This is a genomic window from Ancylobacter sp. GW821-FHT10E12, assembly GCF_058809335.1.
This window is the reverse complement of the sequence record NZ_JBXASN010000001.1, coordinates 339,563-365,429: the sequence shown is the minus strand read 5'-3', so window position 1 is coordinate 365,429 and position 25,867 is coordinate 339,563. Positions and strand designations below refer to the sequence as shown.

The window sequence follows — 25,867 nt, the reverse complement described above, 5'->3', positions numbered from 1 at the left end:
GATCAGCGCAACTCGGGGCCGGCGTCGGGCTTGCCTTCGCCGGTATAGAGGGGGCTTTCCAGATATTGCCGGATGGCGAAGCGGGCCAGCACCCCCATCGCCGCGGCGAGCGGCACGGCGAGCAGCAGGCCGAGGAAGCCGAGCAGGTAGCCGAAGGCGAGCAGGGCGAACATCAGCCACACCGGATGCAGCCCGACGCTCTCGCCCACCAGCTTCGGCGACAGGATGTAGCCCTCGACGAACTGGCCGAACACGAAGATGCCCATGACGATGGCGATCATCGAATAGTCCGGGAAGAACTGCACGATGGCGACGCCGCCGGCGAGCAGCAGGCCGGTGAGCGAGCCGACATAGGGGATGAAGGTGATGATGCCGGAGACGAGGCCGATGACGAAGCCGAAATTCAGCCCCGTGAGCGTCAGGCTCATCGCATAGAAGGCGCCGAGGATCAGGCACACCAGCGATTGCCCGCGCACGAAGCCGGCAATGGCGCGGTCCATCTCGCGGGCGAGCTCGCGGATCGATTCGCGGTTCTGCACCGGCAGCCAGGAATCCACCTTGGCGACCATGTTGTTCCAGTCGTTGAGCATGTAGAAGGCGACGACCGGGGTGATGACGATCAGCGAGAACAGCGAGATCAGCGCCTGCCCGCCGGTCCAGATCGACTGGACGAAGGTCAGCATGTAGGCGGCGCCCTGCGTCGCCAGCTCGGTGAGGCTCTGGCGGATATTCGGCATCCGGTCGCCGATGATGCCGCGCAGCCATTCCGCCTGCTCGCCGGTGGCGAGGTTCTGCAGCTTGACGATGTATTCCGGCAGCCGCTCCAGGAAGGCCGAGAGCTGCGCGCCGAAGATCGGCACCACCAGCAGCAGCAGCAGGATGCCGACCAGCACCGTCAGCCCGATCGACAGCAGCGAGGCCACCAGCCGGTTGACGCCGCGCCGCTCCAGCCAGGTCGTCACCGGATTGAGGAAATAGGCGAGCGCCAGGCCGGCGACGAAGGGCAGCAGCACGCTGCTCAGCAGCCAGCAGATCGCCACGAAGATCGCCAGCACGGAGAGCCAGAACGTCACCTGCTTGTGCCACATCATGCGTCGGATCGCCCTTTCCTTTTCCCTCGGCGGTGGCGCTCGCTCGGGGCCGTTGCCTCCCGCGCCTCGCCTGCGGCCATTGATACAGGAAAAACCCGCCGCGCGATCGCGTCTCCCCGCAATTCAGCGCGCGAGATGGCGGCTCCATTCGAAAAGGTAGGCGAGCGCCGACGCCGCGGTCAGCCCGGTCACCAGCACGAGCCCCACCTCGATCGCGCGGCCGGGCGACAGGCCGAAGCCGGCGCTGGCCAGCACCAGCGCCGCGAAGCCGATCTGCGCCGCGGTATTGAGCTTGGAGACGATCAGCGGCCGGATGGTCACCGGCCGCTCCATCGCCCAGGAGGCCGCCACCGCGCCGACGATCAGCACGTCGCGCGCCACCACGGCGGCCGCCAGCCAGAGCGGCACCTGCCCGGTCACCGCCAGCGCCACATAGATCGACACCAGCAGCGCCTTGTCGGCCACCGGATCGAGATAGGCGCCGAGCTCGCTTTGCAGGTTGAAGCGCTTGGCGATGAAGCCGTCCACCGCGTCGGAAACACCGGCGGCGAGGAAGATCCAGAAGGCGAGCGCGATCCGGTCGTCGGCGATGGCCCATACCACCGCCGGCACGGCGAACAGGCGGGCGATGGTGATGCTGTTCGGCAGGTTCACGTCTTGAGCGTTTTCCAGCGAAGTGGATTCCGGCTCGCGTCAGGAAAACGCGACCCTGCAAAGATAGAGCGCTTCCTCGATTCAGCGAAACGGCTCAGCGCTCGGATCCCGCTCCTCGTCAGCCGAGATAGTCCTCGCAGGCGGAATTGCCAAGCCGCACCGAAGCCGCACCGGCGCGCCATCCTCTCCCAAGGGCAAGCGCGGCGGCCGAACGGCGGCGGGATGGAGCCGCCGACGAGGCCTGCCCGAACGAGACCCGCTCGAACGAGGCCTGCCCGAACGAAGCCTGCCCGAACGAGGTCTGCCCGAACGAGGTCTGCCCGAAATTGACAGGGACCCGGCGGCCGCGCCTTTTGTCGGATGCATCGCCGCCGTCACCCGAGAAGCGCTGGCGTTGACAATCCCTGGCGTTGAGAACCCCTGGCGTCCCCATGCAGCACCACGACCCGCTCTACACGGATCCCTCGCTCGCGGACTTCTACGACGCGGAGAACGCCTGGGGCGACGACCTCGCCTATTGCTCGGCCCTGGCGCGCGATGCCGCCTCCGTGCTCGACCTCGGATGTGGAACCGGGAACTTCCTCGCCCGGATCGACGCCACGACGCGCGTCGGCGTCGATCCGGCCCGCGCCATGCTCGACGTGGCTCGCTCGCGCCCCGGCGGCGGCGATGTCGAGTGGATCGAGGCGGACGCCCGCCGCGTGCGGCTCGATCGCGCCTTCGACCTCATCGTGATGACGGGACACGCCTTTCAGGTCTTCCTCACCACCGAGGATCAGCGGGCGGTGCTGCAGACGGTCGCCCGCCATCTGGCGCCCTCGGGCAGGTTCATTTTCGACAGCCGCAATCCGGGCGGCCGGGAGTGGGAGGAGTGGCAGCCCTCCACTTCGCGACGAAGCCTCGATCATCCGCGCCATGGCGCCGTCGAGGCGTGGAACTCGGCCGATCACGACGCGGCCAGCGGCATCGTGAGCTACGGAACCTTCTACCGGCTGCCGGACGGACGGGAGCTGGGCGCCACCAGCCGCATCCGCTTCACGCCACGGCACGAGATCGCACGGCTGATCGAGGAAGCCGGACTGAAGGTCGACCTGTGGCTGGGCGACTGGAGCGGCCGGCCGATCGACGACGACGCTCCCGAGATCATCCCGGTGGGCCGCCTCGGCTGAAACGCCCGGCGAAGGCGCCGGCGGCCGAGGTGACGGCCTTGCCAAATGCACGCCGCCGAAGCCATGGCCTCCCTTTCCCTGTCGGGGAGGGGAAGAACAAGAGGCCGGGCACCAATCCTGGGCATGGCGGCCCTGCCTCATGCCCAACGTCGAAGCCATGGCCTCCCTCTCCCCGATGGGGAGAGGGTTGGGGGTGAGGGGTCCTTGCGACACCCGGCGAGCCCCCTCACCGACCCGCTTCGCGGGCCACCTCTCCCCAGCGGGGAGAGGGAAGACAAGAGGCCGGGCACGAACTCGGGGCATGGCGGCCTTACCTCATGCCCGGCGTCGAAGCCATGGCCTCCCTCTCCCCGTCGGGGAGAGGGCTGGGGTGAGGGGTCCTTGCGACATCCCGGCGAGCCCCTCACCGATCCACTGCGCGGGCCACCTCTCCCCGTCGGGGAGAGGGAAGACAAGAGGCCCGCCCCCGCTCCCCCTGACCGCTCCCCGCCCGTGACGCCGCGGCGCCGGCATGGCACAAGGCGCTATCCTGCCCTGCCCGCCGCGGTCCCTCCCATGCCCTCGTCCAACACGCCCCCGCCCGACATGCCCCCGCCCGCCACGTCGCCCTCGTCGCTGCGCTCCTCCGTCGTCACCTCCGCCGTCGTCGCCGCCCTCGTGGGCTTCGGCGGCACGCTGGCGCTCGTCATCGCCGCCGCGCAGGCGGTGGGGGCGGATGCGGCGCAGACCTCCTCGGCGGTGATCGGCCTGTGCCTGTCCATGGCGGCGACCTCGGCCTATCTCGGCTGGCGCTACCGCATGCCGATCATCACCGCCTGGTCGACGCCCGGCGCGGCGCTGATCGCCGGCTCGCACGGGCTCACCCCCGCCACCGCCGCCGGCGCCTTCGTGCTCACCGCGCTGCTGATCCTCGCCACCGCGGCGGTGAAGCCGCTCGGCACGCTGGTGCAGCGGCTGCCGGTCGCCATCGCCGCCGCCATGCTGGCCGGCGTGCTGTTCCGCTTCTGCACCGCCGTCTTCACCTCGGCGCAGGCCGACCCGCTGCTGGTGATCCCGCTGGTCGCGATGTTCCTCGTCGCCCGGCGAATCAGCCCGTTCGGCGCCGTGCTGGCCATCCTCGCCATCGGCATATCGCTGGCCTTCTTCCTCGGCCGCGTCGGGCCGCTGCCGGGCGGCCTCCCGCTGCCGCAGCTGACCTTCATCCTGCCGGAATTCGACATGCAGGCGCTGATCGGCATCGGCGTGCCGCTCTATATCGTCACCATGGCCTCGCAGAACCTGCCCGGCCTCGCGGTGCTGCAGGCCGCCGGCTACAGGCCGCCGGCCACGCCGCTACTCGTCGTCACCGGCCTGTCCTCGCTCGTCACCGCCTTCGTCGGCTCGCTCACCTCCAACCTCGCGGCGATCACCGCCTCGATCTGCACCGGGCCGGACACCCATCCCGACCCGCAGAAGCGCTGGATGGCGAGCCCGTTCTACGCGCTGTCCTACGTGGTGCTGGCCGCCGGCGGCGCCTCGCTGGTGGCGCTCATCGCCGCGCTGCCGCCCTCGCTGATCGCCGCCTTTGCCGGGCTGGCGCTGCTCGGCCCGCTGGTGAACGCGCTCGGCACCGCGATGGGCGACGGTGCCCGCCGCTTCCCGGCGGTGCTGACGCTGGCGGTCACCGCCTCGGGCGTGTCGATGCTCGGCATCGGCTCGGCGTTCTGGGGGCTGGTGGCCGGGCTCATAGCGCTGGGCATCGACCGTGCCGGCCGGCGCTAGCCCCGAGGCCCGGCGCGGAACTTGCCGGACGCCCGATAAGCGGCTAATCCGCGTGCTTTCGTGAGAGGGCGCATCATGAGCGGCAACGGCCAAGGTCTCAGCTATCGCGACGCGGGTGTCGACATCGACGCCGGCAACCGGCTGGTCGATCTGATCAAGCCGCTGGTGAAGGCCACCCGCCGCCCCGGCGCCGATGCCGATATCGGCGGCTTCGGCGGCGTGTTCGACCCCCGGGCCGCCGGCTTCAAGGACCCGCTCATCGTCGCAACGACGGATGGCGTCGGCACCAAGCTGAAGATCGCCATCGAGACCGGCCGCCACGACACGATCGGCATCGACCTCGTCGCCATGTGCGTCAACGACCTGGTGGTGCAGGGCGCCGAGCCCCTGTTCTTCCTCGACTATTTCGCCACCGGCAAGCTGGCCCCGGAAGTCGGCGCCGGCATCGTCGCCGGCATCGCCAAGGGCTGCCTCGAGTCCGGCTGCGCGCTGATCGGCGGCGAGACCGCCGAGATGCCCGGCATGTATGCCGAGGGCGACTACGACCTCGCCGGCTTCTCGGTCGGCGCGGTGGAGCGCGGCGACCTGCTGCCGCGCCCCGGCATCGCGGCCGGCGACGTGCTGATCGGCCTCGCCTCCTCCGGCGTGCATTCCAACGGCTATTCGCTGGTGCGCCGCATCGTCGAGCGCTCCGGCCTCTCATGGGACGCCCCCGCCCCGTTCCATGCCGACCTCTCGCTCGGCGAGGCGCTGCTCACCCCGACCCGGCTCTATGTGAAGCCGGCCCTGTCGGTCATCCGCGCGACCGGCAAGGTCAAGGCGCTCGCCCACATCACCGGCGGCGGCCTCACCGAGAACCTGCCGCGCGTGCTGCCCAAGGGCACCGTCGGGCGCATCGACCTTTCCGGCCTGCCGGTGCCGCCGGTGTTCCGCTGGCTGGCGCAGGTCGGCGGCGTGGCGCCGGAGGAGATGCTGCGCGCCTTCAACTGCGGCATCGGCATGGTGGTGGTGTGCGACGCGGCGGATTGCGAGACGGTCGCCGACGCCTTCGCCGATGCCGGCGAGGAAGTGATCCATCTCGGCGCCATCGAGCCCGGCGAGGGTGCGGCGCATGTCGTCTATGACGGCGCGCTCGGCCTGGACCTGCCGCTGTGAGCCTGTCGGAACCCAGCCGCCTGCGCGTCGCCGTCCTGATCTCGGGCCGCGGCTCGAACATGATGTCGCTGATCGAGGCCGCGGCCGCCCCTGGCTTTCCCGGCGAGATCGCCTGCGTGATCTCCAACCGGCCGGACGCCCACGGCCTCGCCCGCGCGCAGGCCTGCAACATCCCGGTGCGCGCCCTCGACCACAAGGCCTATCCCGACCGCGCCGCCTTCGACGCGGCGCTGCACGCCGCGCTCGTCGAGGAGCGGATCGACCTCGTCTGCCTCGCCGGCTTCATGCGGCTGCTCACCCCCGGCTTCACCGGGCAATGGTCGGGACGGATGATCAACATCCACCCGGCGCTGCTGCCGAGCTTCAAGGGCCTGCACACCCATGAGCGGGCGCTGGCGGAAGGCGTGAAGATCCACGGCTGCACCGTGCATTTCGTCACGCCGGAGATGGATGTCGGCCCGATCATCATGCAGGCGGCGGTGCCGGTGCTGGACAGCGACGACGCCGCCACCCTCAGCGCCCGCGTTCTGGCGCAGGAGCACGTGATCTACCCGGCGGCGCTGCGCCTCGTCTGCGAGGGCCGCGCCCGCATCGAGGACGGCCGGGTGCGCATCGACGAGATCGGCCTCGGCGACCGCGCGCTGGTCGCGCCGGCTGCATAGCCGCCGGAGCCGCCGACTCAAGGTTGCGTCGCCGCCCGCGCATTGCTACCGTTGCGGCAACATCATGCGGCGATGCGAGGCGCCATGATCTTCCGCTCCCTGGCGTTGCTGGCTCCCCTCTCCGCCCTGCTCCCGTGCGTCGCCCTGCCGTCGGCGGCGCTGGCCGCCTCACCCCCTCGCATGCCAAGGGCGGCATCGAGCTTTGGCTGAACGGCCGCAAGGTGGTCGACCAGCGCGACATCCGCACGCTGCCGGACGACCAGACGCAATGGTACTTCAAATACGGCCTGTACCGTTCGCACCTCGCCTCGTTCGCCGGCAAGGCGAAGCCGACCCAGGTCGCCTATTACAGCGGCGTATCGCGCTTCACCGGGGCCCGATGCGGCGCGCTGTAGCCTGCCCGGCGCCTCAGGCGATCCCCACCGCCCGCACCGTCGGCTCCTGTGCCGCCGCATCGTCGGCCGGCTCGATGGAGACCTGCATCCCGGTCATCTCGGCGTCGCCATGGAGGGTGGCGAAGGCGGCGTCCGCGGCGTCGCGGCCGACGCCGATGCGCACCAGCCCCTGCAGCGCCGCCTGGCGGGTCGGGTCGAACAGGTACCAGGAATCGCCGAGATAGGCCTCGAACACCGCATGGAAATCCGGCGGGTCGAGCTGCCAGGCATAGGCGCTGGCGAAGCGGGCCGGGATGCCCAGCGCCCGGCAGAAGCTGATGCCGAGATGCGCGAAATCGCGGCACACGCCGGCGCGCAGCACCATGGTGTCATAGGCCGAGGTCTGCGCGTCGGAAGCGCCGCGCACATAGTCGACATGGTCGTAGATCCAGTTGCAGATCTGCGTCACCCTGGAATGGCCCGGCGGCAGCTCGCCGAACTGACGATGGGCGAAGCGGGCGAGCAGGTCGGACTGGCAGTAGCGGCTGGGGTTCAGATAGGGCGCGATGTCGAGCGGCAGCTCGGCGATCGCCACTTCCGGCACCGTCGCCGGGTCGGCATCGTGCATGTTGAGCTCGATGCGGCCCTGATAGCCGACGCTGAACGTGCCCGGCTCGGCCGCCACCCGCACGAAGCGGGTGCCGCTCTCGCCCGCCACATGGCGGTCGAGCGCCAGCGGCGGCTCCAGCACCAGGTTTTCCGACAGCACGCGCTGATTGCGCAGGGCGGCCGCCTCCACGTTCAGCACGAAGACGGTGGTTGAGCGCACCTCGTAGTCGAGGCGCGAGGACACGTTGAACTGCATCGGGGATATCCGGGCACGAGGCATGTACCGCCTAGACGCGCGAGGCCCCCCGCCGGTTCCTTGCCGGGCGCGGTTTTCCCGGCCTCCTCATGCCAGCCGGGTGATGCGCACCCGGTTGTCGTGGAAGGCGGCGCCGCCCACCGGCGCCACCGGGTCGGCCCCGGTCAGCGTGTTGATGCCGCGCCCGCCCTGGTGCCTGCCGTTCGGCCAGATCGATTCGGCCACCACCACCCCGCGCCGCATGCCCTCGAACAGCACCGCGTGCAGGATCACCGTCCCGCGCGCGCTCGCCACCTCCACCGCCTCGCCCTCGGCAATGCCGAGATCGGCGGCATCGTCGGGATGGATCAGCAGCGTCGGGCGCTTCTCGCGGGCGAGCGAGCCCGGCGTCTCGGTGAAGCTCGAATTGAGGAAGGAGCGCGCCGGCGCCGTCACCAGCCGGAAGGGAAACTCGGCGGTGGCTTCCTCGATCACCGCCCAATGGTCGGGGAATTCCGGCATGTCGGCCACCGGGCCGAACTTGGCCGGCGCCTTGTAGGGCACTTTCGCCCAGTCCGGCTTCAGGCGGAACCTGCCGTCCGGCCAGGAGAAGCCCTTCACGAAATGCGCGGCGTCGAAATCCGGCTGCACGTCGATGAAGCGCTTTTGCTCCAGTTCCTCGAAGCTGCCCCGCTTGGTCGCCTGCAAGGTCCAGTCGACGATCTCGCGGGCGCTCATCGTGAAGCCGCGATGGGAGGCGCCGAGCCGGTCGGCCAGCGCGCAGATCACCTCGTGGTTGGAGCGGCACTCGCCCGGCGGGTCGACCAGCTTGGGGCCGAGGGTGACATACTGGTTGCCGCCGCCCTGGTAGACGTCGTCATGCTCGGTGAACATGGTGGCCGGCAGCACGATGTCCGCGATTCCCGCCGTCTCGGTCATGAACTGCTCATGCACGGCGACGAACAGGTCCTCGCGGGCGAACCCGGCCCGCACCTTCTGCTGGTCCGGGGCGATGGTCACCGGGTTGGTGTTCTGGATCAGCATCGCCGTCACCGGCGGACCGCCGGCGAGCACGTCTTCCTCGCCGCATAGGATGGCGCCGATCCGCGACTGGTCGAGCTGGCGCGGGATTCTGGGCTGACCGGACACCGGATCGGGCTGACCGTACACCTCACTGTACTGCAGGTCGGTGCCTTCGATCAGGCTCTTGTTCCAGCCATAGATCGCCGAATTGGAATGGAACGCCCCGCCGCCCTCATGCTTCCAGGCGCCGGTCACGGTGGGGATGCAGGTCACCGCATGCATGTTCACCGCGCCGTTGCGCGAGCGGGTGAAACCATAGCCGGCACGGATGAAGGTCCGCGGCGTTCGGCCGATTAGACGAGCGAAATCAATGATTTCGGTGGCCGGCAGCCCGGTGATCGCTTCGGCCCATTCCGGCGTGCGGGTGGCGAGATGCGCCTCGAACCCCTCGGCATCGCGGGCATGGCTGGCGAGATAGTCGCGGTCGGCGAAGCCCTCGGCGAACAGGACATGCATGATGGCGCAGGCGAGCGCCCCGTCGGTGCCGGGGCGGATCAGCAGCGGGATATCCGCCTGCTCCATGGTCGGCGAGCGGTATACATCCACCACCGCAAGCGGCGCGCCGCGCTCCTTGCGTGCCCTAACCGCATGAGTCATCACGTTAATCTGGGTCGAGACCGGATTGGTGCCCCAGATGACGTTGAGGTCGGCCCGCGCCATCTCGCGCGGATCCGGGCCGGACAACCGCCCGGCGCCGGCGATGAAGCCCGACCAGGCGGGATTGGTGCAGATGGTTGAAAAGAAACGCGAATATCCCTTCGCGTGGGTCAGCCGGTTGATGCCGTCGCGCATCACCAGCCCCATGGTGCCGGCATAATAATACGGCCACACCGTCTCCGGCCCGTGCAGCGCCTCCGCCGCACGGAATTTTTCGGCAACGATATCAAGCGCTTCGTCCCAGGAGATCGGCTCGAAGGCGCCGGATCCCTTCGGCCCCACCCGCTTGAGCGGCTGGGTCAGCCGGTCCGGGTGGTGTGCGCGCTCGGCATAGCGGGCGACCTTGGCGCAGATGATCCCGGCGGTGAAGGTGTTGTCCCGCGAGCCGCGCACCCGGCCTATCCTATTGCCGGATATCTCGATTTCCAGCGAACAGGTGGACGGGCAGTCATGCGGGCAGGCCGAATGGCCGGTGCGGATGGGTGTCGTGTGCTGATTCATGAAAAAGCGCTCCGCCACCATCGTAGCGGAGCGCCTTGCCTATTGGAACGCCGGCATGCAGCTCAGTGCGAGCTGCCGACCGCCGCTTCCGAACGCCGGCTCTTCACGATCCAGCCGAAGGCCACCACGAAGATCGCGCCGACCGTAGCCGCCAGATAATGCGGGAACGCCGAGGGCTTCAGGCCGACCGGATCCTCAGGATCGGCAATGGTTTCAACCATTTGCGGCGCCATGGCCTGCATGGTCTCCAGCACGATCTTGTCGCTCACCAGCATCTCGCCGGCGATCCAGCCGAGCAGCGCCGCGCCGAACCAGATGAGGAGCGGGAAGCGCGAGATCAGCTTGAGGATCAACTGCGAGCCGAAGATGATCAGCGGGATGGTGAGCAGCAGGCCGAAGATGAACAGTTCGGCATGGCCGCGCGCCGCGGCGGCGATCGCCACCACATTGTCGAGGCTCATCACCGCGTCGGCGATGGCGATGGTACGCACCGCCTTCCACAGGCTGTCGGCGCTCTCGACATGATGACCGCCGCCCTCCTCGTCCAGCACCAGCTTGATGGCGATCCAGAACAGCAGCAGCGCGCCCACCACCTTCAGCAGCGGCACACCCAGCAGATAGGACACCGCCAGCGCGAACACGATGCGCAGGGCAACCGCCGCGCCGGCACCCAGCAGGATGCCCCATTTGCGCTGCCCCTCGGGCAGCGAGCGGCATGCCAGCGCGATGACGACGGCATTGTCGCCGGACAGCAGCAGATCGATCCAGATGATCTGGAGCAGCGAGACCCAGAAAATGGGACTAGTGAAATCCATCGTTTCCTCTCACGTCGTCGAAATCCGAAGTCGCGGAACGATTTCGCCCATCCGCCCTCGCGGAAGAAAACTGGCATACATTATTAAATGCACCAGATCTTCTTCCGCAAAGTAAACGCGCCCGCAACCTTTGCAGGCGCGGGCGCACGTTGGGAAGGGGAAATCGCCCGCCCCTAATGGGAAGCGTCGTGCTTTGCCGCACCCGTGACGCGACGCGCCATGAACCACCCGATCACCAGCACCAGCGCCGCCCCCAGGGCCGCCGCCGGATATTCGAACCCGTGTACGAAGGCTTCGCCCAGATATTCGGTGATCTTGATGTCGGAGACGAACATCTCGCCGGCCACCCAGCCGAGCAGCGCCGCGCCCGCCCATACAAGGGCCGGAAAACGGGAGAGCAGCGACATGATGAGCGCCGCGCCGGCGACGATCATCGGGATGGAAATGACGAGGCCGATCGTGATCAGCACCCAGTTGCCATCCGCGACGGCGGCGATGGCGACGACATTGTCGAGGCTCATCACCAGATCGGCGACGGCGATGGTGCCGACGGCGCGCCACAGGCTGTCATGGGCATGGACGCCGTCCTCGCCACCCTCGCCCTCCGGCACGACCAGATCGACGGCGATGTAGAGCAGTGCCAGCGCGCCGACGATCCGAAGCCAGGGCAGGCCGAGAAGCACCGCGATGATCGCGGTGAAGACGATGCGCATGCCGACGGCCACGCCGGCACCCAGGACCATGCCCCAGCGGCGCATATTATCGGGAAGCGACCGACAGGCCATGGCAATGACCACGGCATTGTCGCCGGACAGCAGCACGTTGATCCAGATGATCTTGAGCAACGCGAGCCAGAATAGCGGCTCCAGATAGTTCATGAGTTTTCCCTCACCTCCCGCCCGCGGACGAGATTCATATGGTTGAATCGGCGTTGGCGCGCCGTGATACGGTGAGGCAAGAGGAGGTGGCTCCGGCGGGCCCACTCCCGGGCGCTCTTGGCGCGCCATAACGGCTATCCCCGCTGCGGGCCACTTCTCCGTGGCCGGACCCCCGCAGCGCCCATAGCAGCAACATACATAATAATCTATGCGCTGGCCAAGCCCATAAGCAGCAATTTCTACGCAAATGATGCGCGAATGCAGCAAGTGTTTGCTGCCACGCAAAAAGAAAACGCCTCGCCCGAACAGTCGGGCGAGGCGCAAACTCAGCGGAAGCCGCCGCGAAGCATCGCGTGGTTCAGCCGACGATCTCGTTGCCGGCGAAGAACTGGGCGATCTCGATCGCCGCGTTCTCCAGGCTGTCGGAACCATGCGCGGAATTCTCGCCGACCGACAGGGCGAAGTCCTTGCGGATGGTGCCTTCGGCGGCATTGGCCGGATTGGTGGCGCCCATCACTTCGCGATACTTGGCCACCGCGTTCTCGCCTTCCAGCACCTGCACGACGATCGGCTCGGAGATCATGAACTCGACGAGCTCGCCGAAGAAGGGACGCTCCTTGTGCACGCCGTAGAAGGTCTCGGCCTGGGCGCGGGTGAGGAGGATGCGCTTCTGCGCGACGATGCGCAGGCCGGCTTTCTCGATGGTCGCGTTGATCGCGCCGGTCAGGTTGCGGCGGGTCGCGTCGGGCTTCAGGATCGAAAAGGTGCGCTCGAGCGCCATGAGATGCTTCCTTGGAGTGGGGAGTGATTTCGCTGCGGCTTATAGCGATGGTGCGATGCCGCGACAAGATCATGTCGCCGCCGCACGCCAGCCAGCGAATCCATCCAATCACGACTTCATGAACGCCCCTTGGAACTTTTGCCGGAGTGCGCACGTTAAGTCGGTGTTAACGCTGTGGACAATGGGAACTTGAAATACCGCTCCCTTTTGTTCCGGCAAAAACGATCGAGACCACAGTGAGTTCGATTTGAAGAACGTGCGTAGCTTTTCGAGGAAATAGGCACCGGCGGCACGTTCCGCCGGATGGCGGAGGCGTATGTCATGGCTAGGTCGATTGTCATCGGAACGATCGCGGCGTTGATGGGGCTCACGGCCCTGTTCGCTGGCGGCGCCTCGGCCACTGGCTATTTCAAGCGCTCCGCGGTGGAAAGCACCGTCATTCTTCCGGTCGAGCCGGTGGCAGGTGATTGTGTCGTGCAGACCCGCTGGGTGAGCGACGCCGGCCAGATGCGGCAGGTCGAACGGGCGGTCTGCTACTGAGGAATTCAAGGTTAGGCTCGCGGCATCCCACTCCCCCAAGCCCCACGCGAGCCCATAGCGCCCCGGCTTCTCCCCCAGGAAGCCGGGGCATTTTTTGTCCCGCCCAGCACGCTTCCGGGAAGATGAACGCCAGCCAACGGAACGTTCAGCGCCGGTTCCACAGGCATGCGCGAGATTGCAGCTGCCGGAGCAATGCCGGTCGACCACGGCGCGTTCCGTTTCCGCCGACCCCGGATCGCGTTGAATCTGCCCCGGCCCGCCTCCACGGGCCGGGGCTTTCATTTTTATCGGTCCTGGCGGCGAGAACCGGCTCAACCGGCGGCAGCTGCGCACCGGTTCGGCCAGCGTTTCCGCCGCATCGGCAATAACGATTCCCCGCTCGGCGAAGGCGTCGCCAAGCGCCTCGGCCTCCGCACGGACGCCGTCGCCGCGGAGTGATCGCGACAGTTGCGGCTCCCGAAAATGCAGAAGCGGCGGAGGCATCTCCGCCGCTCCCTTTTGTTGCCGGACCTTCAAGCCTCGAGAATGCGGGCGCGGAAGAGCAGGCCGGCGAGCAGGCCGCCGATCGGCGGCACGATCAGGAACAGCCAGAGCTGGCTGAGCGCCTGACCGCCGACGAATAGCGCCGGTCCGAGGCTTCGCGCCGGGTTGACCGACACGCCGGTCACCGGAATGAACACGATATGGATCAGCACCAGCGTCAGGCCAATGGCGAGGCCGGCCGCGGGGGTCGCGCCTGCCTTGCTGGTCGCCCCAAGGATGACGACCAGGAACACGAAGGTCGCCACCAGTTCGGCGACGATGGCCGAGTGGAGACCATATCCCGCGCCATAGCCTTCGCCCCAGCCGTTCTGCCCGAGGCCAAGCGCGGCGATGTCGTAGCCGGCGACCCGGCCGGAGACGATGAAGTACAGGATCGCCGCACCGGCAATGCCGCCGAGCAATTGAGCGACGATGTAACCGAGCAGATCCCCCGTCGACAGCCGGCCGGCGGCCCAGACGCCGACGCTCACCGCCGGATTGATGTGGCAGCCCGACACCGGACCGATGCCATAGGCCATCGCCGCCACCGAAAGTCCGAAAGCGAAAGCCACCGCAAGGAACCACACGGGCGAAACAGCCGCGAATCCGGCAATGACCACCGAACCGCATCCGAAAAGCACGAGCACCGCCGTGCCGATACATTCCGCGAGATACTTCTTCATAGCCCACTCCCTCGACGGGAAGGACGCCACCATCGACATCCGCCCCATGCCAGCTCCCCGATATGTGAGCACATTCCTCTGCAATGCCCACGTCAAGAGCATTTATCGCGAACAAATGCCCGCTTCTTGTGCATCTTGATCGCTGGACAGCGGGGCACGCTTGACCGACCGTTGCGGCCGTCAACGCGACGACGCGAGAAGAGGGCGGGGCGGAATGTCGGTCGAGAGGTATCGCAACTTTGCCGGCTACAATGCCTGGGCAAACACCCGACTCCATGCGGCGGCGGCAGCGCTGAGCGTCGAGCAATATCGCGCCGATCGCGGCGCCTTCTTCGGCTCCGTGCACGGCACGCTCAACCATCTGCTGGTTGCCGACCAGCTGTGGCTGCGGCGCTTCACCGGAACCGGACCGCAGCCGCCGAGCCTCGATACCATCCTGTTCGAGACGCTGCCCACACTGACGCAGGCCCGAGAGATGGAAGACGCCCGCATCCTCGCCTTCGCCGCGGCACTCACGGAGGCCGATCTCGGCACCGAGCTTCGCTACGCCAATTCCAGCGGAACCCGCATCACCCAACCGCTGCATACGGCGCTCGATCATTTCTTCAATCACCAGACGCATCATCGCGGCCAGGCGCACTGCCTGATCTCGGGCTTTCTCGGCAATGCTGCCGCACCATCGCTCGATCTGGTGTTCTTCCAGCGCGAGAGTGGCATGGGCGGCGTACGCATCGACGCCGCGTCAGCCTAGGCTTTGCGCTCTTGCCCTCGCGGGCTGCGCGGGGCAAAAGGCCCAGGTGATCACGCTCGACGACATATCGCTGCGGCTTGCCGGCCGCCTGCTCATCGACCACGCCTCCGTCGCCATACCGGAAGGTGGGCGCATAGGGCTGGTTGGCCGCAACGGTACCGGCAAGACCACCCTCTTCCGCGCCATCACCGGCGATCTTTCGCTGGAAACCGGCCAGATTCGCATTCCGAACGGCACCCGCATCGGACAGGTGGCGCAAGAGGCCCCCGCCGGCCCGGACAGGCTGATCGACGTCGTGCTCGCCGCCGACACCGAGCGGGCGCGCCTCATCGCCGAGAGCGCCACCGCCACCGATGCGGCGCGGATCGCCGAGGTCGAAACACGGCTCGTCGATATCGATGCTCACGCCGCTCCGGCCCGCGCCGCCCGCATTCTCGCCGGCCTCGGCTTCGACGATGCGGCCCAGCAGCGCCCCTGCTCGGAATTCTCCGGCGGCTGGCGCATGCGCGTCGCCCTCGCCGCGATCCTGTTCGCCGAGCCGGACCTGCTGCTGCTCGACGAGCCGACCAATTATCTCGACCTCGAAGGCACGCTCTGGCTGCAGGATTATCTCTCGCGCTATCCGCGCACGGTGCTGATCGTCAGCCATGACCGCGAGCTTCTGAACGAATCGGTGTCGTTCATCCTGCATCTCGACCGCGGCAAGCTGCAGCTCTGGCGCGGCGGCTATGATTCCTTCGAACGCCAGCGCAGCGAGAAGCTGTTGCTCGACCAGAAGCTGCGCACAAAGCAGGACGCCAAGCGCCGGCATATGGAAGCCTTCGTCGAGCGCTTCCGGGCCAAGGCGTCCAAGGCCCGGCAGGCGCAGTCGCGCCTCAAGGCACTGGCGCGTATGGCGCCGATCACCGAGGAGGCCGGCGAGGCGGCGGCCGCCATCGTCATCCGCCATCCCGAGCGCATCCCTTCGCCGCCGATCCTGACGCTGGACGGGGTGACGGTCGGCTACGAGCCGGGCAAGCCGATCCTGCGCAACCTGACGCTGCGCATCGATCATGACGACCGCATCGCCCTGCTGGGGCCGAACGGCAATGGCAAGTCGACCTTCGCCAAGCTGATCTCCGGCCGGCTGGAGCCGCTATCCGGCCGCATGGTCAAGGCATCCGGCCTCGACATCGCCTATCTGGCGCAGCATCAGCTCGACGAGCTGGTGGCGGATCAGAGCGCCTATGATCATGTGCGACGGCTGATGCGCGATGCCCCGGAGGCGAAAGTGCGCTCGCGCGCGGCTGAAATGGGCTTTTCCGGCGCCGCCGCCAACACGCCGGTCGCCTCGCTCTCCGGCGGCGAGAAAGCGCGGCTGCTGCTCGGGCTCGCGGCCTTCCACGGCCCGCATCTGCTGATTCTCGACGAGCCGACCAATCATCTGGACATCGCCGCGCGCCAGGCGCTGGTGGAGGCGATCAATGATTTTCCCGGTGCGGTGATATTGGTGAGCCATGACCGCGCGCTGCTCGACGCCTGTGCCGAGCGGCTGTGGCTGGTCGCCGACCGGACCGTCGCCGCTTATGACGGCGATCTCGACGAATATCGCAAGCTGGTGCTGCGGCGCTCCGACCGCAAGGACGACCGCGCCGCGCCCAAGCTCGACACGGCGCGACAGAATGCGGCGCGCCGACGCGCCGAGGCGGTACCGCTGCGCAAGAAGCTGAAGGATGTCGAGGCCCGCATGGGGCGGCTCGAGCGCCAGATCGCCGAACTCGACGGCCAGCTGGCCGACGCCTCGCTCTATGCGAAAGCTCCGCAGAAAGCCGCCGAACTTGCCCGGTTGCGCGGCGAACAGAGTGGGAAGCTGGGGCTGGAGGAGGAGAGCTGGATTGCGATCTCCTCGGAAATCGACGCACTGGAAGCCGCCGACGATTGACGCGGCGGACCGCCCCCTGCGCGACTGGCGATTGAAACCGATCCGCGCGTCGGCGCCTCACGCACGAATGGTCGTGGCGGCTCCGCCTGAAGATTGACCGGATCGACGACGGTCTCCCAGCACTTGGGCCTGGACCTGCACCTGCCCCGAGCAACCCGTTGGCAGAAGCCGACCGATGACGTTCCTGTCCGGCGAGGGCGCATCAAGGAATTGGGTATCGGTGCAGACTGCACGCGCAACCGGCTGCGGCACCTGGCCGGCGACCTGACAGATCGGACAAGGCGGCAATAGCCTGTCCGCCGATGAATTCAGCCGACGTACGGGGCGCAACGACATCTCGGTCAGGTGTCGAGCGGGCCATGTGCCAAACGGATCTTGTGCCGAAAGAGTTGCACCCGAAGGCGCTGGCCTAGTCGCGGGGGATCACACGCTATCCCGCAAAACAAGAAACCCCGGCACAAGGCCGGGGTTCCAAGTCTTTCAGATCCGAAAGGATCAGAAGGAGCGACGCACCGACAGGATGACCTGCTGAGCGTTGGAGCTGTCGACGTACGAGCCGTAGGGGTTGAGAACCGGGGCGTCGTAGTCGGTCTGCATGTAGGTGTACTGAGCCACGAACAGCAGGTTCTTCACCGGGCTCCAGTTCAGGCTGCCGCCGATGGAGTAGATGTTGTAGTCGGTGGCGAGATCCGACGGGACGTCGAGTTCGCCGTAGTTGCCGTACAGCACGCCGAAGACCTGAGGCGTGAAGTAGTGGGTGAGTTCGGCGGCGATCGTCCAAGTGTCCGAAGCCTCGAGCTCGTTGGTGAGCGGGTTGTAGTACAGGTCATTGGCAGCATAGATGCTGGAATAGCCGCCGTTGATGCCGGTATAACCCGTCGCGCCGCTCGCGTAAGCGCCTTCGATGTACAGCGTGTCGCCGTCGCCGAGGGTCGGCAGGTTGAACTTCACGCCGCCGAGGATCGCCCAGCCAACGGAGTCACCCGTGTCGATGCCGAAGGGGTCGTAGTAGCTGTCGTCGATCTGACGGACAGCACCGGCGATCTGGAAACCGCCCCACTCGCCTTCGTAGTTGATGTTGCCGATCAGGGCCGGGATGTCCGGCTGAGCGAGCGTGCCGAGATCCGTACCGCTGGAGCGGTTGGAGTCGTCTTCGATCGAGATCGTGGCCGTGAAGCCGCTGCCGAAGTCAGCGGTGTAGGCAGCCGCGGTCACGTTGGTGTCGGCGGTCAGCGCCGGGCTGTCGAAGCCCCACACGTTGTTGTCGGCATAGTAGTCGAAGAACGACTGGACCTTACCGAAGGTGAAGCCGGCGAACTGGATGTAAGCCTTATCCAGGTTCAGGCCGGTGCCGTCGACGCCGTCGCCGTAGCCCGAGTCGCCGTAGGTGGCGCGCAGGTCGATGAACGAACGCAGAGTGCCGTATTCGGTCTGCGTGCGGGCGTCGAGGCGGATGGTGCCACGGGTCTTGAAGTAGGAGGCCTGGTAGTCGGCGCTCGCGAGGTAGTCATAGTCCTGGTAGTAGTAGTCGACCTGCACGAAGCCGCCGACCTTCAGGCAGGTATCGGTGCCCGGAATGTAGTAGAAGCCCGCGCCGTAGGTCGAGCAGATCTTCACATATTCCGCAGCCTTCGCCTTCACAGGCAGATCGGCCGCCGCAGCAGTCCCGACCATCGCGAGCCCGGCAACCGAGCCGAGCAGGATATTCTTCATGACCGTCTTCACTTCATTCTCCCCCAAATTGGACCAATGTTGGGTTTTTCCGATTGTCAGGACCCACCGCACGTGAAGCACGGCATCCGCAGACGATATTGTTTGAATCGGTTTCGGGGCGCAAAGCCAAAGTGCCGGATTTGGGCGACCAAGGGGCATTCCGCGGGCAGGTGTTGCGCTCCAGACACAATTTAGGGGAGGCAACGGGGTAGGTGGCCGTCAAAAGGCCGTTGGTAGAAAGCTTTTGTAAATCAACGGTTAAGCCTAATGAGGACCTAACGCTCGTTCGACGCCATCCACAGGCTCTCCGGGACGTCCGCCAACGGGGCGCCTCACTTGCCGCAGGCGGCTTCGCCTTACTTCTGGATCCAGCGGCCGTGCGAATCCTGTTGCCAATAGGCGACGCTGTGCCCGGCGGCGCGTGCCGCGCGCCAGTTCTGTCGCGCCTGGTCGATACGCGCGGGGTCGCTGTCGTCGAACATGTGAATCACCCGCAGATAGGGCGAGGCGTCGTCGATGCCCGCGTCCTCGATGAGGAAACGCACCTGCGCGCCGTTCGGGTTGCCGGCCCCGTCGGTCAGCAGCACCGGCTGGCGCTGCGGCTCCGGCTGCCGGTCGGTGCCGTGCGGCAGGAAGGAGGCATCGTCATAGGTCCATAGATGCTGGTCGAGCGCGTCGACCCGCTCGGGCGAGGAGGCCTGCACCACGCAGCGCCAGCCCCGCTCGATGCACTTCTCAAGCAGCTGCGGCAGGGCCGCCTCCAACGGTCGTCCCTTCAGGTGATAGAAGAAGACTTCCGTCACGGCGGCGCCCCGGCTCAATCCTCGTAGTGACGGGCGACCAACTGATCCAGCAGCCGCACGCCCCAGCCGCCGCCCCAGCTGCGGTTGATCTCGGACGAGGGCGAGGAGATGCCGGTACCGGCAATGTCGAGATGCGCCCACGGCACCGATCCGACGAATCGCTGCAGGAACTGCGCCGCGGTGATCGAGCCGCCATAGCGCCCGCCGGTATTCTTCATGTCGGCGAATTTCGAATCGACCAGCTTGTCGTATTCGGGCGAGAGCGGCAGGCGCCACACCTTCTCCCCGGTTTCGAGGCCGACCTCGTGGATGCTGGCGGCGAGAGCGTCGTCATTGGAGAAAAGGCCGGCATTCTCGGTGCCGAGCGCGACCAGCACGGCGCCGGTGAGCGTGGCGAGATCCACCATGAAGCGCGGCTTGAAGCGCTCCTTGGTGTACCAGAGCACGTCGCCCAGCACGAGCCGGCCCTCGGCGTCGGTATTGATGATCTCGATGGTCTGGCCGGACATCGAGGTGACGATGTCACCCGGCCGCTGCGCCTTGCCGTCCGGCATGTTCTCGACGAGGCCGATCACCCCGACGACGTTGGCCTTCGCCTTGCGGCTGGCCAGCGCGTGCATCAGGCCGACGACGCATGCCGCACCCGCCATGTCGCCCTTCATGTCCTCCATGCCGGCCGCCGGCTTGATCGAGATGCCGCCGGTGTCGAACACCACGCCCTTGCCGATGAAGGCGACCGGCGCGGCATCTTCCTTGCCGCCGTTCCAGCGCATCACCACGACCTGGCTTTCCTCGGCCGAACCCTGACCGACGCCGAGCAGCGCCCGCATGCCCAGCTTCTTGAGGTCCTTCTCGTTCATCACCTCCACGTCGACGCCGACCTTGGCGAGGTCACCGGCGCGGCGGGCGAATTCGGTGGGGGTCAGCACATTGGCCGGCTCGTTGACGAGATCGCGGGCGATCACGACGCCCTCGCCGGTACCCTCGCGCTTCTTCCACGCCCGCTTGGCCGCCGCGTCGTCCTTTACATAGAGAGTGACGCGCAGCTTGCCGGCGGCATCCTCGGGCTTCTTCTTGGTCTTGTAGCGGTCGAAGGAATAGACGCGCAGCCGCATGCCGAGCGCGATCTCCGCCGCCGCCTGCGCGCTGACCTCGACGCCCGGCAGGTCGAGCAGGATTCCGGCATCGCCCGCCGATTCCGGCAGCTTGCCCATGATTGTGCCGCCGAGCTTCAGCCAGTCGAGCGGCCGAAGCTCCGGCGCCTTGCCCACGCCGACGACGATGAGCCGCGGCACGGCGAGGCCCGTCGGCGCCAGCAGATCGAGGCCGGTGCCGCTCTTGCCCTCGAAGCGGTCCGCCGCGGCGGCGCGCTCGACGAGATCGCCTGCCGGTGCCAGCAGCGCCTCGGCGATGGCCGACAGGTTCGCCTTCCCCCCCGTTTCGCCGGAGGCGGCGAGCAGCACGGTCACGCCTTCGAGGGTGGCGGGGAACTTGGCAAAGCTGATCTTCACGGAATCGGCCATCGTCGGGCACCTTCTTATTGGCAGGGTCGAGCCTTCGGCGCTTGTTTAGACCATTCGCGACGCGGCGACGAGAGGCACGGCAGGCCGGGGGTTGACGACATCTCGCGCGGGACGGGATTTGCACCCGGCGACGAGCCCGCTTATTCATCGTCCAGATGAGGAGCGCGATGGCCGCGCGGGGGACGTTTCGGAAGGCATGATGAGGAACCCCCGTTGATGACCCGCCTCGACCGCTATGTCTTCCGCGCGGCGAGCACGGCCTTCGTCGGCACGCTCGCGGTGCTCGCCGGGATGATCTGGATCACCCAGGCGTTGCGCGAGCTCGACATCATGACGACGCAGGGCCAGACCATCCTGGCCTTCGTCTTCATCACCAGCCTTGCCTTGCCGGCGCTAGTGCTGGCGCTCGCGCCTGCCGCCTTGTTCATGGCGGTCGCCCACACACTGTTCCGCATGAACAGCGATTCGGAAATCGTGGTCGCCAGCGCCGCCGGCATCTCCACCCTGCGTTTCCTGCGGCCGCTGGTCATCCTGGCGGTCCTCGTCGCCGCGCTCTGCACGGCGCTGTCGATGGAGCTGGTGCCGGCCGCGCTGCGGCAGTTCCGCTACGAGATAACGCGCGTGCGCGCCGATGTGGTCGCCTTCATCGCCCAGCCGGGGCGCTTCACCACGCTGGCGCCGGGGATGGTGTTCAACGTGCGCGAGCGCAACTCGACCGGCGTGCTCGGCGGCATCTTCATCAACGATTCGCGCAACCCGGAAGAGGTCAGCACCTATCTCGCCGACCGCGGCCAGATCGTCGACACCGACAAGGGCACCTTCCTGATTCTCGAAGAGGGGGCGATTCATCGCCGTACCCCCGGCAAGCCGGACAGCAACATCGTGGAGTTCCAGCGCTATGCCTTCGACCTGTCGCCCTTCACCGCCGGCGGCGACAGCCCGGTCTATCGGGCGCCGGAACGCAGCTTCCGTGAATTGCTGAACCCGCCGGCGGACGATCCGGCCTTCAAGAACGATCCCGGCCGCTTCACCGAGGAAATCCATCGCCGGCTGTCGCTGCCGCTCTATGTGCTGGCCTTTTTCGGCATCGCGGTCGCGGCGCTCGCCGAGCCGCGGACGACCCGAGAGGGGCGCGGCCTCGCGCTGGCGGCCACCGCGCCTTTCGTGGTCGCGTTGCAGGTCACCAGCTTCGGACTGATCCAGCAGGTGCGCAACAATGCCAGCCTGGTACCGTTCGTCTACCTGGTGCCGATCGTCGTCATCCTCGGCTCGGCGCTGCTGCTCAGCGGCCGGTTCAAGCCGCGTATGCCGGAGGCGATTCGACGCCGGCTCGACGCCCTGGCCCAGCGCGTCGTGCGCGAGACGGTGAACTGACCCGCATGCGAATCATTCGGACGACAGGAGCGATGCGGTGATCGGACGCACGCTCGGAATCTATTTCGCCCGCCGCTTCCTGAACTCGGTGCTCGGCATCTTCGTCGGCTGCGTCTTCCTCATCATGCTCATCGACTTCCTCGAGATATCGCGGCGGGTCGGCGAGCGGGACGTCGATACGCTGACGCTGCTCATGCTCACCATCTACCGCGCGCCCTTCTTCACCGAGCAGCTCCTGCCCTTCGCGGTGCTGTTCGGGGCCATCGGCACCTTTCTCACGCTGTCGCGCCGGCTGGAGCTGGTGGTGGCACGCGCCGCCGGCATTTCGGCCTGGCAGTTCATCGCCCCGGCGGGCATCTGCGCGCTGCTGCTCGGCGTGTTTTCCACAGCCATCTACAATCCGATGTCGGCCGACTTCAAGGAACGCGCAAACCGCATCGAGGCGGAGATATTCAACCGCCAGACCGGCCTGTTCGCCTCCACCAACAGCGGCTTCTGGATCCGCCAGCAGAGCGTCGACGGCCAGGCGATCATCGAGGCGGCGGCCAAGGCCGACGGCGGGCGCCAATTGTCCGGCGTTAACGTCTTCTTGTTTGGTTCCGATGGAAAGCTGGTGGAACGGATCGAGGCCCGCAACGCCGTGCTGGAAGCGGGTGCCTGGCGACTCAACGAGGTGCGGGTGCTTACCCCCGCCATAGGTTTGCAGAGCTACGACACCTACATGGTCGCGACCAACCTCACCCCGAATCAGGTTCAGGAGACGCTGCAGAGCGACACCGTCTCGTTCTGGGATCTGCCCGAGGCGATCGAGGCGGCGACCCGGGTCGGATTCGGTGCCGAGCGCTATCGGTTGCAGTACCAAAGCCTTCTGGCGCGGCCGGCTCTGCTGCTTGCCATGGTGCTGATCGCGGCCTCGGTCAGCCTGCGCGTGTTCCGCTTCGGCGGCATCGGCCAGACGATTCTCGGTGGCGTGGCGGCGGGGTTTCTGCTTTATGTATCGACCAAGCTCGCCGAGGATCTCGGAGAGGTTGGGATCGTGCATCCCATTATCGCAGCGTGGTTTCCAGCAGTCGTTGGGGCATTGATGGGTATTCTCATCCTGCTTCACCGGGAGGACGGATGAAGGTCGGCCGCGTACCAGCCGGCCAAATCGGCGAGGCCATCCGGTTGCCCGACGGGCATCGCCGGCGCCTTGCAGGTTGGCTGTTCTCAACGGTTCTCTGCAGTGCGCTGGGCATCCTCGCGCCGGTTGGCGGAGCTATGGCGCAGGACACCGGCTCCTCCGCCGCGGCGCGCGAGATGCTGGCGCAGCGCCAGGCCGATCCCAATGCCAAGATGCTGGTGACCGCCGACCAGCTCGTCTACGACTACAACCGCAACGAGGTGATCGCGGACGGCAACGTCCAGATCTACTATGACGGCGCGGTGCTGGAGGCGAAGCGCGTGGTCTACGACCGCGCCAATAACCGCCTGAAGGCCGAAGGCGGCGTGCGGCTGAAGGACAAGGACGGCAAGGTCATCACCGCCGACAACCTCGACCTGTCGCAGGACTTCACCAACGGCTTCGTCAATTCGCTGCGCATCGACACGCCGGACAACATGCACTTCGCCGCGGCGCGCGCCGACCGCGAGACCGGCGACACGACGGTGCTCACCAGCGGCGCCTACACGCCCTGCGAACCGTGCAAGACCAATCCTGAAAAGCCGCCGCTGTGGCAGATCAAGGCGGCCCGCATCATTCACAAGGAGAAGGAGCAGACCATCTATTTCGAGAACGCCAAGCTCGAGTTTCTCGGCGTTCCGATTGCATGGGTGCCCTATATGTCGGCCCCGGACCCGACGGTGAAGCGCAAGTCGGGCTTCCTGATGCCGCAGTTCATCAGTTCGTCCAATATCGGCACCGGCGCCACGGTTCCCTATTTCTGGAACATCGCGCCGAACATGGACGTGACGTTCTCGCCGGTGGTGCTGTCCAAGCAGGGCGTGCTGGTGGAAGGCGAGTTCCGGCACCGGCTGGAGACCGGCACCTACAGCGTCCGCGGCGCCTGGATCGACCAGCAGGACCCGGAAGCCTTCGAGAATGAGCCGGGCGATCGCGAGCAGCGCGGCATGGTCGAGACCCATGGCCGCTTCAATATCAACGAGAATTGGTACTGGGGCTGGGACGGCTGGCTGACCTCCGACGCGACCTTCCTTCAGGACTACAAGCTGATCAACAGCAACATCAAGGAAGTCACCTCGCAGGTCTACCTCGTCGGCCAGGGCGACCGGTCCTATTTCGACCTGCGCGGCATGTATTTCCAGGGCCTTACGGCCTATGAAAACCAGGATCAGCAGCCCGTCGTCGGGGTGATGGACTACAGCAAGACGCTGGACAAATCGATCTTCGGCGGCGAGTTCAGCTACGACTTCAACTTCACCAGCCTCACCCGGCAGGAAGCCGACCTGCGCGCGACCTCGGCAGCGTTTGCCACGACCCAGGTCTATCAAAGCACCACCAACGAGTGCGATCTGACCGCGGTAGGCGCCGATTCGGCGCAGCAGCGGCAGGACTGCCTGATGCGCGGCATGGCCGGCACCTATACTCGCCTGTCGGGCATAGCGAACTGGCGCCGCACCATCACCGACTCCTTCGGCCAGATGTGGACGCCGTTCCTCAACGCCCAGGTCGATCTCGCCTCCGTGCAGTCGGAGGAGGCCAACTTTCCCTGGCTGTCGAGCAGCGACCAGTCCCTCGCCAGGATCATGCCGGCCATCGGCCTCGAATACCGCTACCCCTTCATGTCGACCGAAAGCTGGGGCGCGCAGACCATCGAGCCGATCGCCCAGATCATCGTACGGCCGGATGAGACCGATATCGGCAAGTTCCCGAACGAGGATGCCCAGAGCCTGATCTTCGACGACACCAACCTGTTCGAAGTGAACAAATATTCCGGCTATGACCGCGTCGAGGGCGGCACCCGCGCCAATTACGGCCTGCAGTACAATGCCTATGTCGGGGGCGTCGGCCAGGTGAATGCGCTGATCGGCCAGTCCTACCAGATCGCCGGACAGAACTCCTATGCCATCGAGGACATGGCCAATACCGGTGCGGATTCCGGCCTCGAGAACGACCTGTCCGACTATGTCGCCCGCCTCTATTTCGCGCCGCTGCCGAACATCGCGCTGATCAACCGCTTCCGCTTCAACGAGTCGGACTGGGCGGTCGAGCGCTACGAGTTCGAAGGCACCGCCACCATCGACAAGCTGACGGTTTCCGCCCTCTACGGCATGTACGCCCCCCAGCCCGAGCTCGGCTATTACGATGAACGCGAGGGCATTCTCGGCACCGGCTCCTACAAGATCGACGACAAGTGGAGCGTGCAGGCAGCGGCTCGCTACAATTTCCTGATCGACGAGATCGACTACACCCTGTTCGGCGTCAGCTACATGGACGAGTGCTTCGGCCTCGCCCTCAGCTACAAGTCGGATTACACGGAGAGTGGCACCCGCAGCCGGGTCGACACGGTGCTGCTCACCCTCACCCTGCGCACGCTGGGTTCCGTGGGCCTCTCGACCGGTCTCGGCGACAGCTCGACCCAATGAGCTCCATTGCCCGCATGTCGCATTGAA

At 66.7% G+C, this 25,867-nt stretch carries 23 protein-coding genes; 12 read left to right on the top strand and 11 right to left on the bottom strand.

Going from position 1 to position 25,867, the window contains the following annotated elements:
• Positions 1 to 2 precede the first annotated feature (2 nt).
• Entirely contained in the window at positions 3 to 1,091 is a 1,089-nt protein-coding gene (locus AC1RU4_RS01830; protein WP_492889279.1) for an AI-2E family transporter, read from the bottom strand.
• 123 nt (positions 1,092 to 1,214) lie between these two features.
• Positions 1,215 to 1,745 (bottom strand): CDP-alcohol phosphatidyltransferase family protein, encoded by a 531-nt coding sequence (locus tag AC1RU4_RS01825; protein WP_492889278.1) that lies wholly within the window; start codon positions 1,743 to 1,745, stop codon positions 1,215 to 1,217.
• Positions 1,746 to 2,176: 431 nt separating this feature from the next.
• On the opposite strand from AC1RU4_RS01825, the gene AC1RU4_RS01820 reads away from it, so the two are divergent.
• The 5 genes from AC1RU4_RS01820 to AC1RU4_RS01800 all read left to right on the top strand — a co-directional run bounded on the left by AC1RU4_RS01820 (position 2,177) and on the right by AC1RU4_RS01800 (position 6,887).
• A complete protein-coding gene (locus AC1RU4_RS01820; protein ID WP_492889277.1) occupies positions 2,177 to 2,914 on the top strand; it encodes a class I SAM-dependent DNA methyltransferase in 738 nt (245 codons plus the stop codon).
• A gap of 615 nt (positions 2,915 to 3,529) precedes the next feature.
• Positions 3,530 to 4,675, top strand: a complete 1,146-nt coding sequence (locus AC1RU4_RS01815) for a benzoate/H(+) symporter BenE family transporter (protein ID WP_492889411.1) — start codon at positions 3,530 to 3,532, stop codon at positions 4,673 to 4,675.
• Between the two features lie 75 nt (positions 4,676 to 4,750).
• Positions 4,751 to 5,830 carry a phosphoribosylformylglycinamidine cyclo-ligase gene (gene purM / locus AC1RU4_RS01810; RefSeq protein WP_492889276.1) on the top strand — a complete coding sequence of 360 codons (1,080 nt, stop codon included), beginning with the start codon at positions 4,751 to 4,753 and terminating at the stop codon, positions 5,828 to 5,830.
• A 2-nt stretch (positions 5,831 to 5,832) separates the two neighbouring features.
• On the top strand, positions 5,833 to 6,492 hold the full coding sequence (purN, locus tag AC1RU4_RS01805; RefSeq protein ID WP_492889409.1) for a phosphoribosylglycinamide formyltransferase: 660 nt from the start codon (positions 5,833 to 5,835) through the stop codon (positions 6,490 to 6,492).
• Positions 6,493 to 6,626: 134 nt separating this feature from the next.
• Positions 6,627 to 6,887: a heparin lyase I family protein gene (locus AC1RU4_RS01800; RefSeq protein ID WP_492889275.1), complete on the top strand. Its 261-nt coding sequence runs from the start codon at positions 6,627 to 6,629 to the stop codon at positions 6,885 to 6,887.
• A gap of 13 nt (positions 6,888 to 6,900) precedes the next feature.
• Here the strand turns inward: AC1RU4_RS01800 and AC1RU4_RS01795 are convergent, their stop codons facing one another.
• The 5 genes from AC1RU4_RS01795 to ndk form a co-directional block, all read right to left on the bottom strand.
• Complete coding sequence (locus tag AC1RU4_RS01795) at positions 6,901 to 7,731, bottom strand: transglutaminase-like domain-containing protein (RefSeq protein ID WP_492889274.1); 831 nt, start codon at positions 7,729 to 7,731, stop codon at positions 6,901 to 6,903.
• Between the two features lie 87 nt (positions 7,732 to 7,818).
• The gene (locus AC1RU4_RS01790; RefSeq protein WP_492889273.1) at positions 7,819 to 9,951 is read right to left on the bottom strand and encodes a molybdopterin-containing oxidoreductase family protein; all 2,133 of its coding nucleotides are present in this window, start codon (positions 9,949 to 9,951) and stop codon (positions 7,819 to 7,821) included.
• Positions 9,952 to 10,013: 62 nt separating this feature from the next.
• Positions 10,014 to 10,766 carry a TerC family protein gene (locus AC1RU4_RS01785; protein ID WP_492889272.1) on the bottom strand — a complete coding sequence of 251 codons (753 nt, stop codon included), beginning with the start codon at positions 10,764 to 10,766 and terminating at the stop codon, positions 10,014 to 10,016.
• A 173-nt stretch (positions 10,767 to 10,939) separates the two neighbouring features.
• Positions 10,940 to 11,644, bottom strand: coding sequence for a TerC family protein (locus AC1RU4_RS01780; RefSeq protein WP_492889271.1), 705 nt, complete (start codon positions 11,642 to 11,644; stop codon positions 10,940 to 10,942).
• Positions 11,645 to 12,002: 358 nt separating this feature from the next.
• Positions 12,003 to 12,425 carry a nucleoside-diphosphate kinase gene (gene ndk, locus AC1RU4_RS01775; protein WP_492889270.1) on the bottom strand — a complete coding sequence of 141 codons (423 nt, stop codon included), beginning with the start codon at positions 12,423 to 12,425 and terminating at the stop codon, positions 12,003 to 12,005.
• 321 nt (positions 12,426 to 12,746) lie between these two features.
• Here ndk and AC1RU4_RS01770 point away from each other — a divergent pair, with 321 nt between their 5' ends.
• Positions 12,747 to 12,965, top strand: a complete 219-nt coding sequence (locus tag AC1RU4_RS01770; protein WP_492889269.1) for a hypothetical protein — start codon at positions 12,747 to 12,749, stop codon at positions 12,963 to 12,965.
• A gap of 165 nt (positions 12,966 to 13,130) precedes the next feature.
• Complete coding sequence (locus AC1RU4_RS01765) at positions 13,131 to 13,403, top strand: hypothetical protein (protein ID WP_492889268.1); 273 nt, start codon at positions 13,131 to 13,133, stop codon at positions 13,401 to 13,403.
• A 74-nt stretch (positions 13,404 to 13,477) separates the two neighbouring features.
• Here the strand turns inward: AC1RU4_RS01765 and AC1RU4_RS01760 are convergent, their stop codons facing one another.
• The gene (locus AC1RU4_RS01760) at positions 13,478 to 14,170 is read right to left on the bottom strand and encodes an aquaporin (RefSeq protein ID WP_492889267.1); all 693 of its coding nucleotides are present in this window, start codon (positions 14,168 to 14,170) and stop codon (positions 13,478 to 13,480) included.
• Between the two features lie 214 nt (positions 14,171 to 14,384).
• On the opposite strand from AC1RU4_RS01760, the gene AC1RU4_RS01755 reads away from it, so the two are divergent.
• Positions 14,385 to 14,921 carry a DinB family protein gene (locus AC1RU4_RS01755; protein WP_492889408.1) on the top strand — a complete coding sequence of 179 codons (537 nt, stop codon included), beginning with the start codon at positions 14,385 to 14,387 and terminating at the stop codon, positions 14,919 to 14,921.
• A 46-nt stretch (positions 14,922 to 14,967) separates the two neighbouring features.
• Positions 14,968 to 16,842 carry an ABC-F family ATP-binding cassette domain-containing protein gene (locus AC1RU4_RS01750; RefSeq protein ID WP_492889266.1) on the top strand — a complete coding sequence of 625 codons (1,875 nt, stop codon included), beginning with the start codon at positions 14,968 to 14,970 and terminating at the stop codon, positions 16,840 to 16,842.
• Positions 16,843 to 17,337: 495 nt separating this feature from the next.
• Here AC1RU4_RS01750 and AC1RU4_RS01745 read toward each other — a convergent pair whose 3' ends face one another.
• From AC1RU4_RS01745 to AC1RU4_RS01735, 3 genes are all read right to left on the bottom strand, one after another.
• The gene (locus AC1RU4_RS01745) at positions 17,338 to 18,567 is read right to left on the bottom strand and encodes a porin (RefSeq protein WP_492889265.1); all 1,230 of its coding nucleotides are present in this window, start codon (positions 18,565 to 18,567) and stop codon (positions 17,338 to 17,340) included.
• A gap of 344 nt (positions 18,568 to 18,911) precedes the next feature.
• On the bottom strand, positions 18,912 to 19,358 hold the full coding sequence (locus AC1RU4_RS01740) for a DNA polymerase III subunit chi (RefSeq protein WP_492889264.1): 447 nt from the start codon (positions 19,356 to 19,358) through the stop codon (positions 18,912 to 18,914).
• A gap of 14 nt (positions 19,359 to 19,372) precedes the next feature.
• Complete coding sequence (locus AC1RU4_RS01735) at positions 19,373 to 20,881, bottom strand: leucyl aminopeptidase (RefSeq protein WP_492889263.1); 1,509 nt, start codon at positions 20,879 to 20,881, stop codon at positions 19,373 to 19,375.
• Positions 20,882 to 21,097: 216 nt separating this feature from the next.
• Between AC1RU4_RS01735 and lptF the strand changes: the two genes are divergently transcribed.
• The 3 genes from lptF to AC1RU4_RS01720 all read left to right on the top strand — a co-directional run bounded on the left by lptF (position 21,098) and on the right by AC1RU4_RS01720 (position 25,840).
• Positions 21,098 to 22,255 (top strand): LPS export ABC transporter permease LptF, encoded by a 1,158-nt coding sequence (gene lptF / locus AC1RU4_RS01730; protein ID WP_492889262.1) that lies wholly within the window; start codon positions 21,098 to 21,100, stop codon positions 22,253 to 22,255.
• Positions 22,256 to 22,292: 37 nt separating this feature from the next.
• Positions 22,293 to 23,378: an LPS export ABC transporter permease LptG gene (gene lptG / locus AC1RU4_RS01725; protein ID WP_492889261.1), complete on the top strand. Its 1,086-nt coding sequence runs from the start codon at positions 22,293 to 22,295 to the stop codon at positions 23,376 to 23,378.
• Between the two features lie 137 nt (positions 23,379 to 23,515).
• The gene (locus AC1RU4_RS01720) at positions 23,516 to 25,840 is read left to right on the top strand and encodes an LPS-assembly protein LptD (protein WP_492889260.1); all 2,325 of its coding nucleotides are present in this window, start codon (positions 23,516 to 23,518) and stop codon (positions 25,838 to 25,840) included.
• Positions 25,841 to 25,867 lie beyond the last annotated feature (27 nt).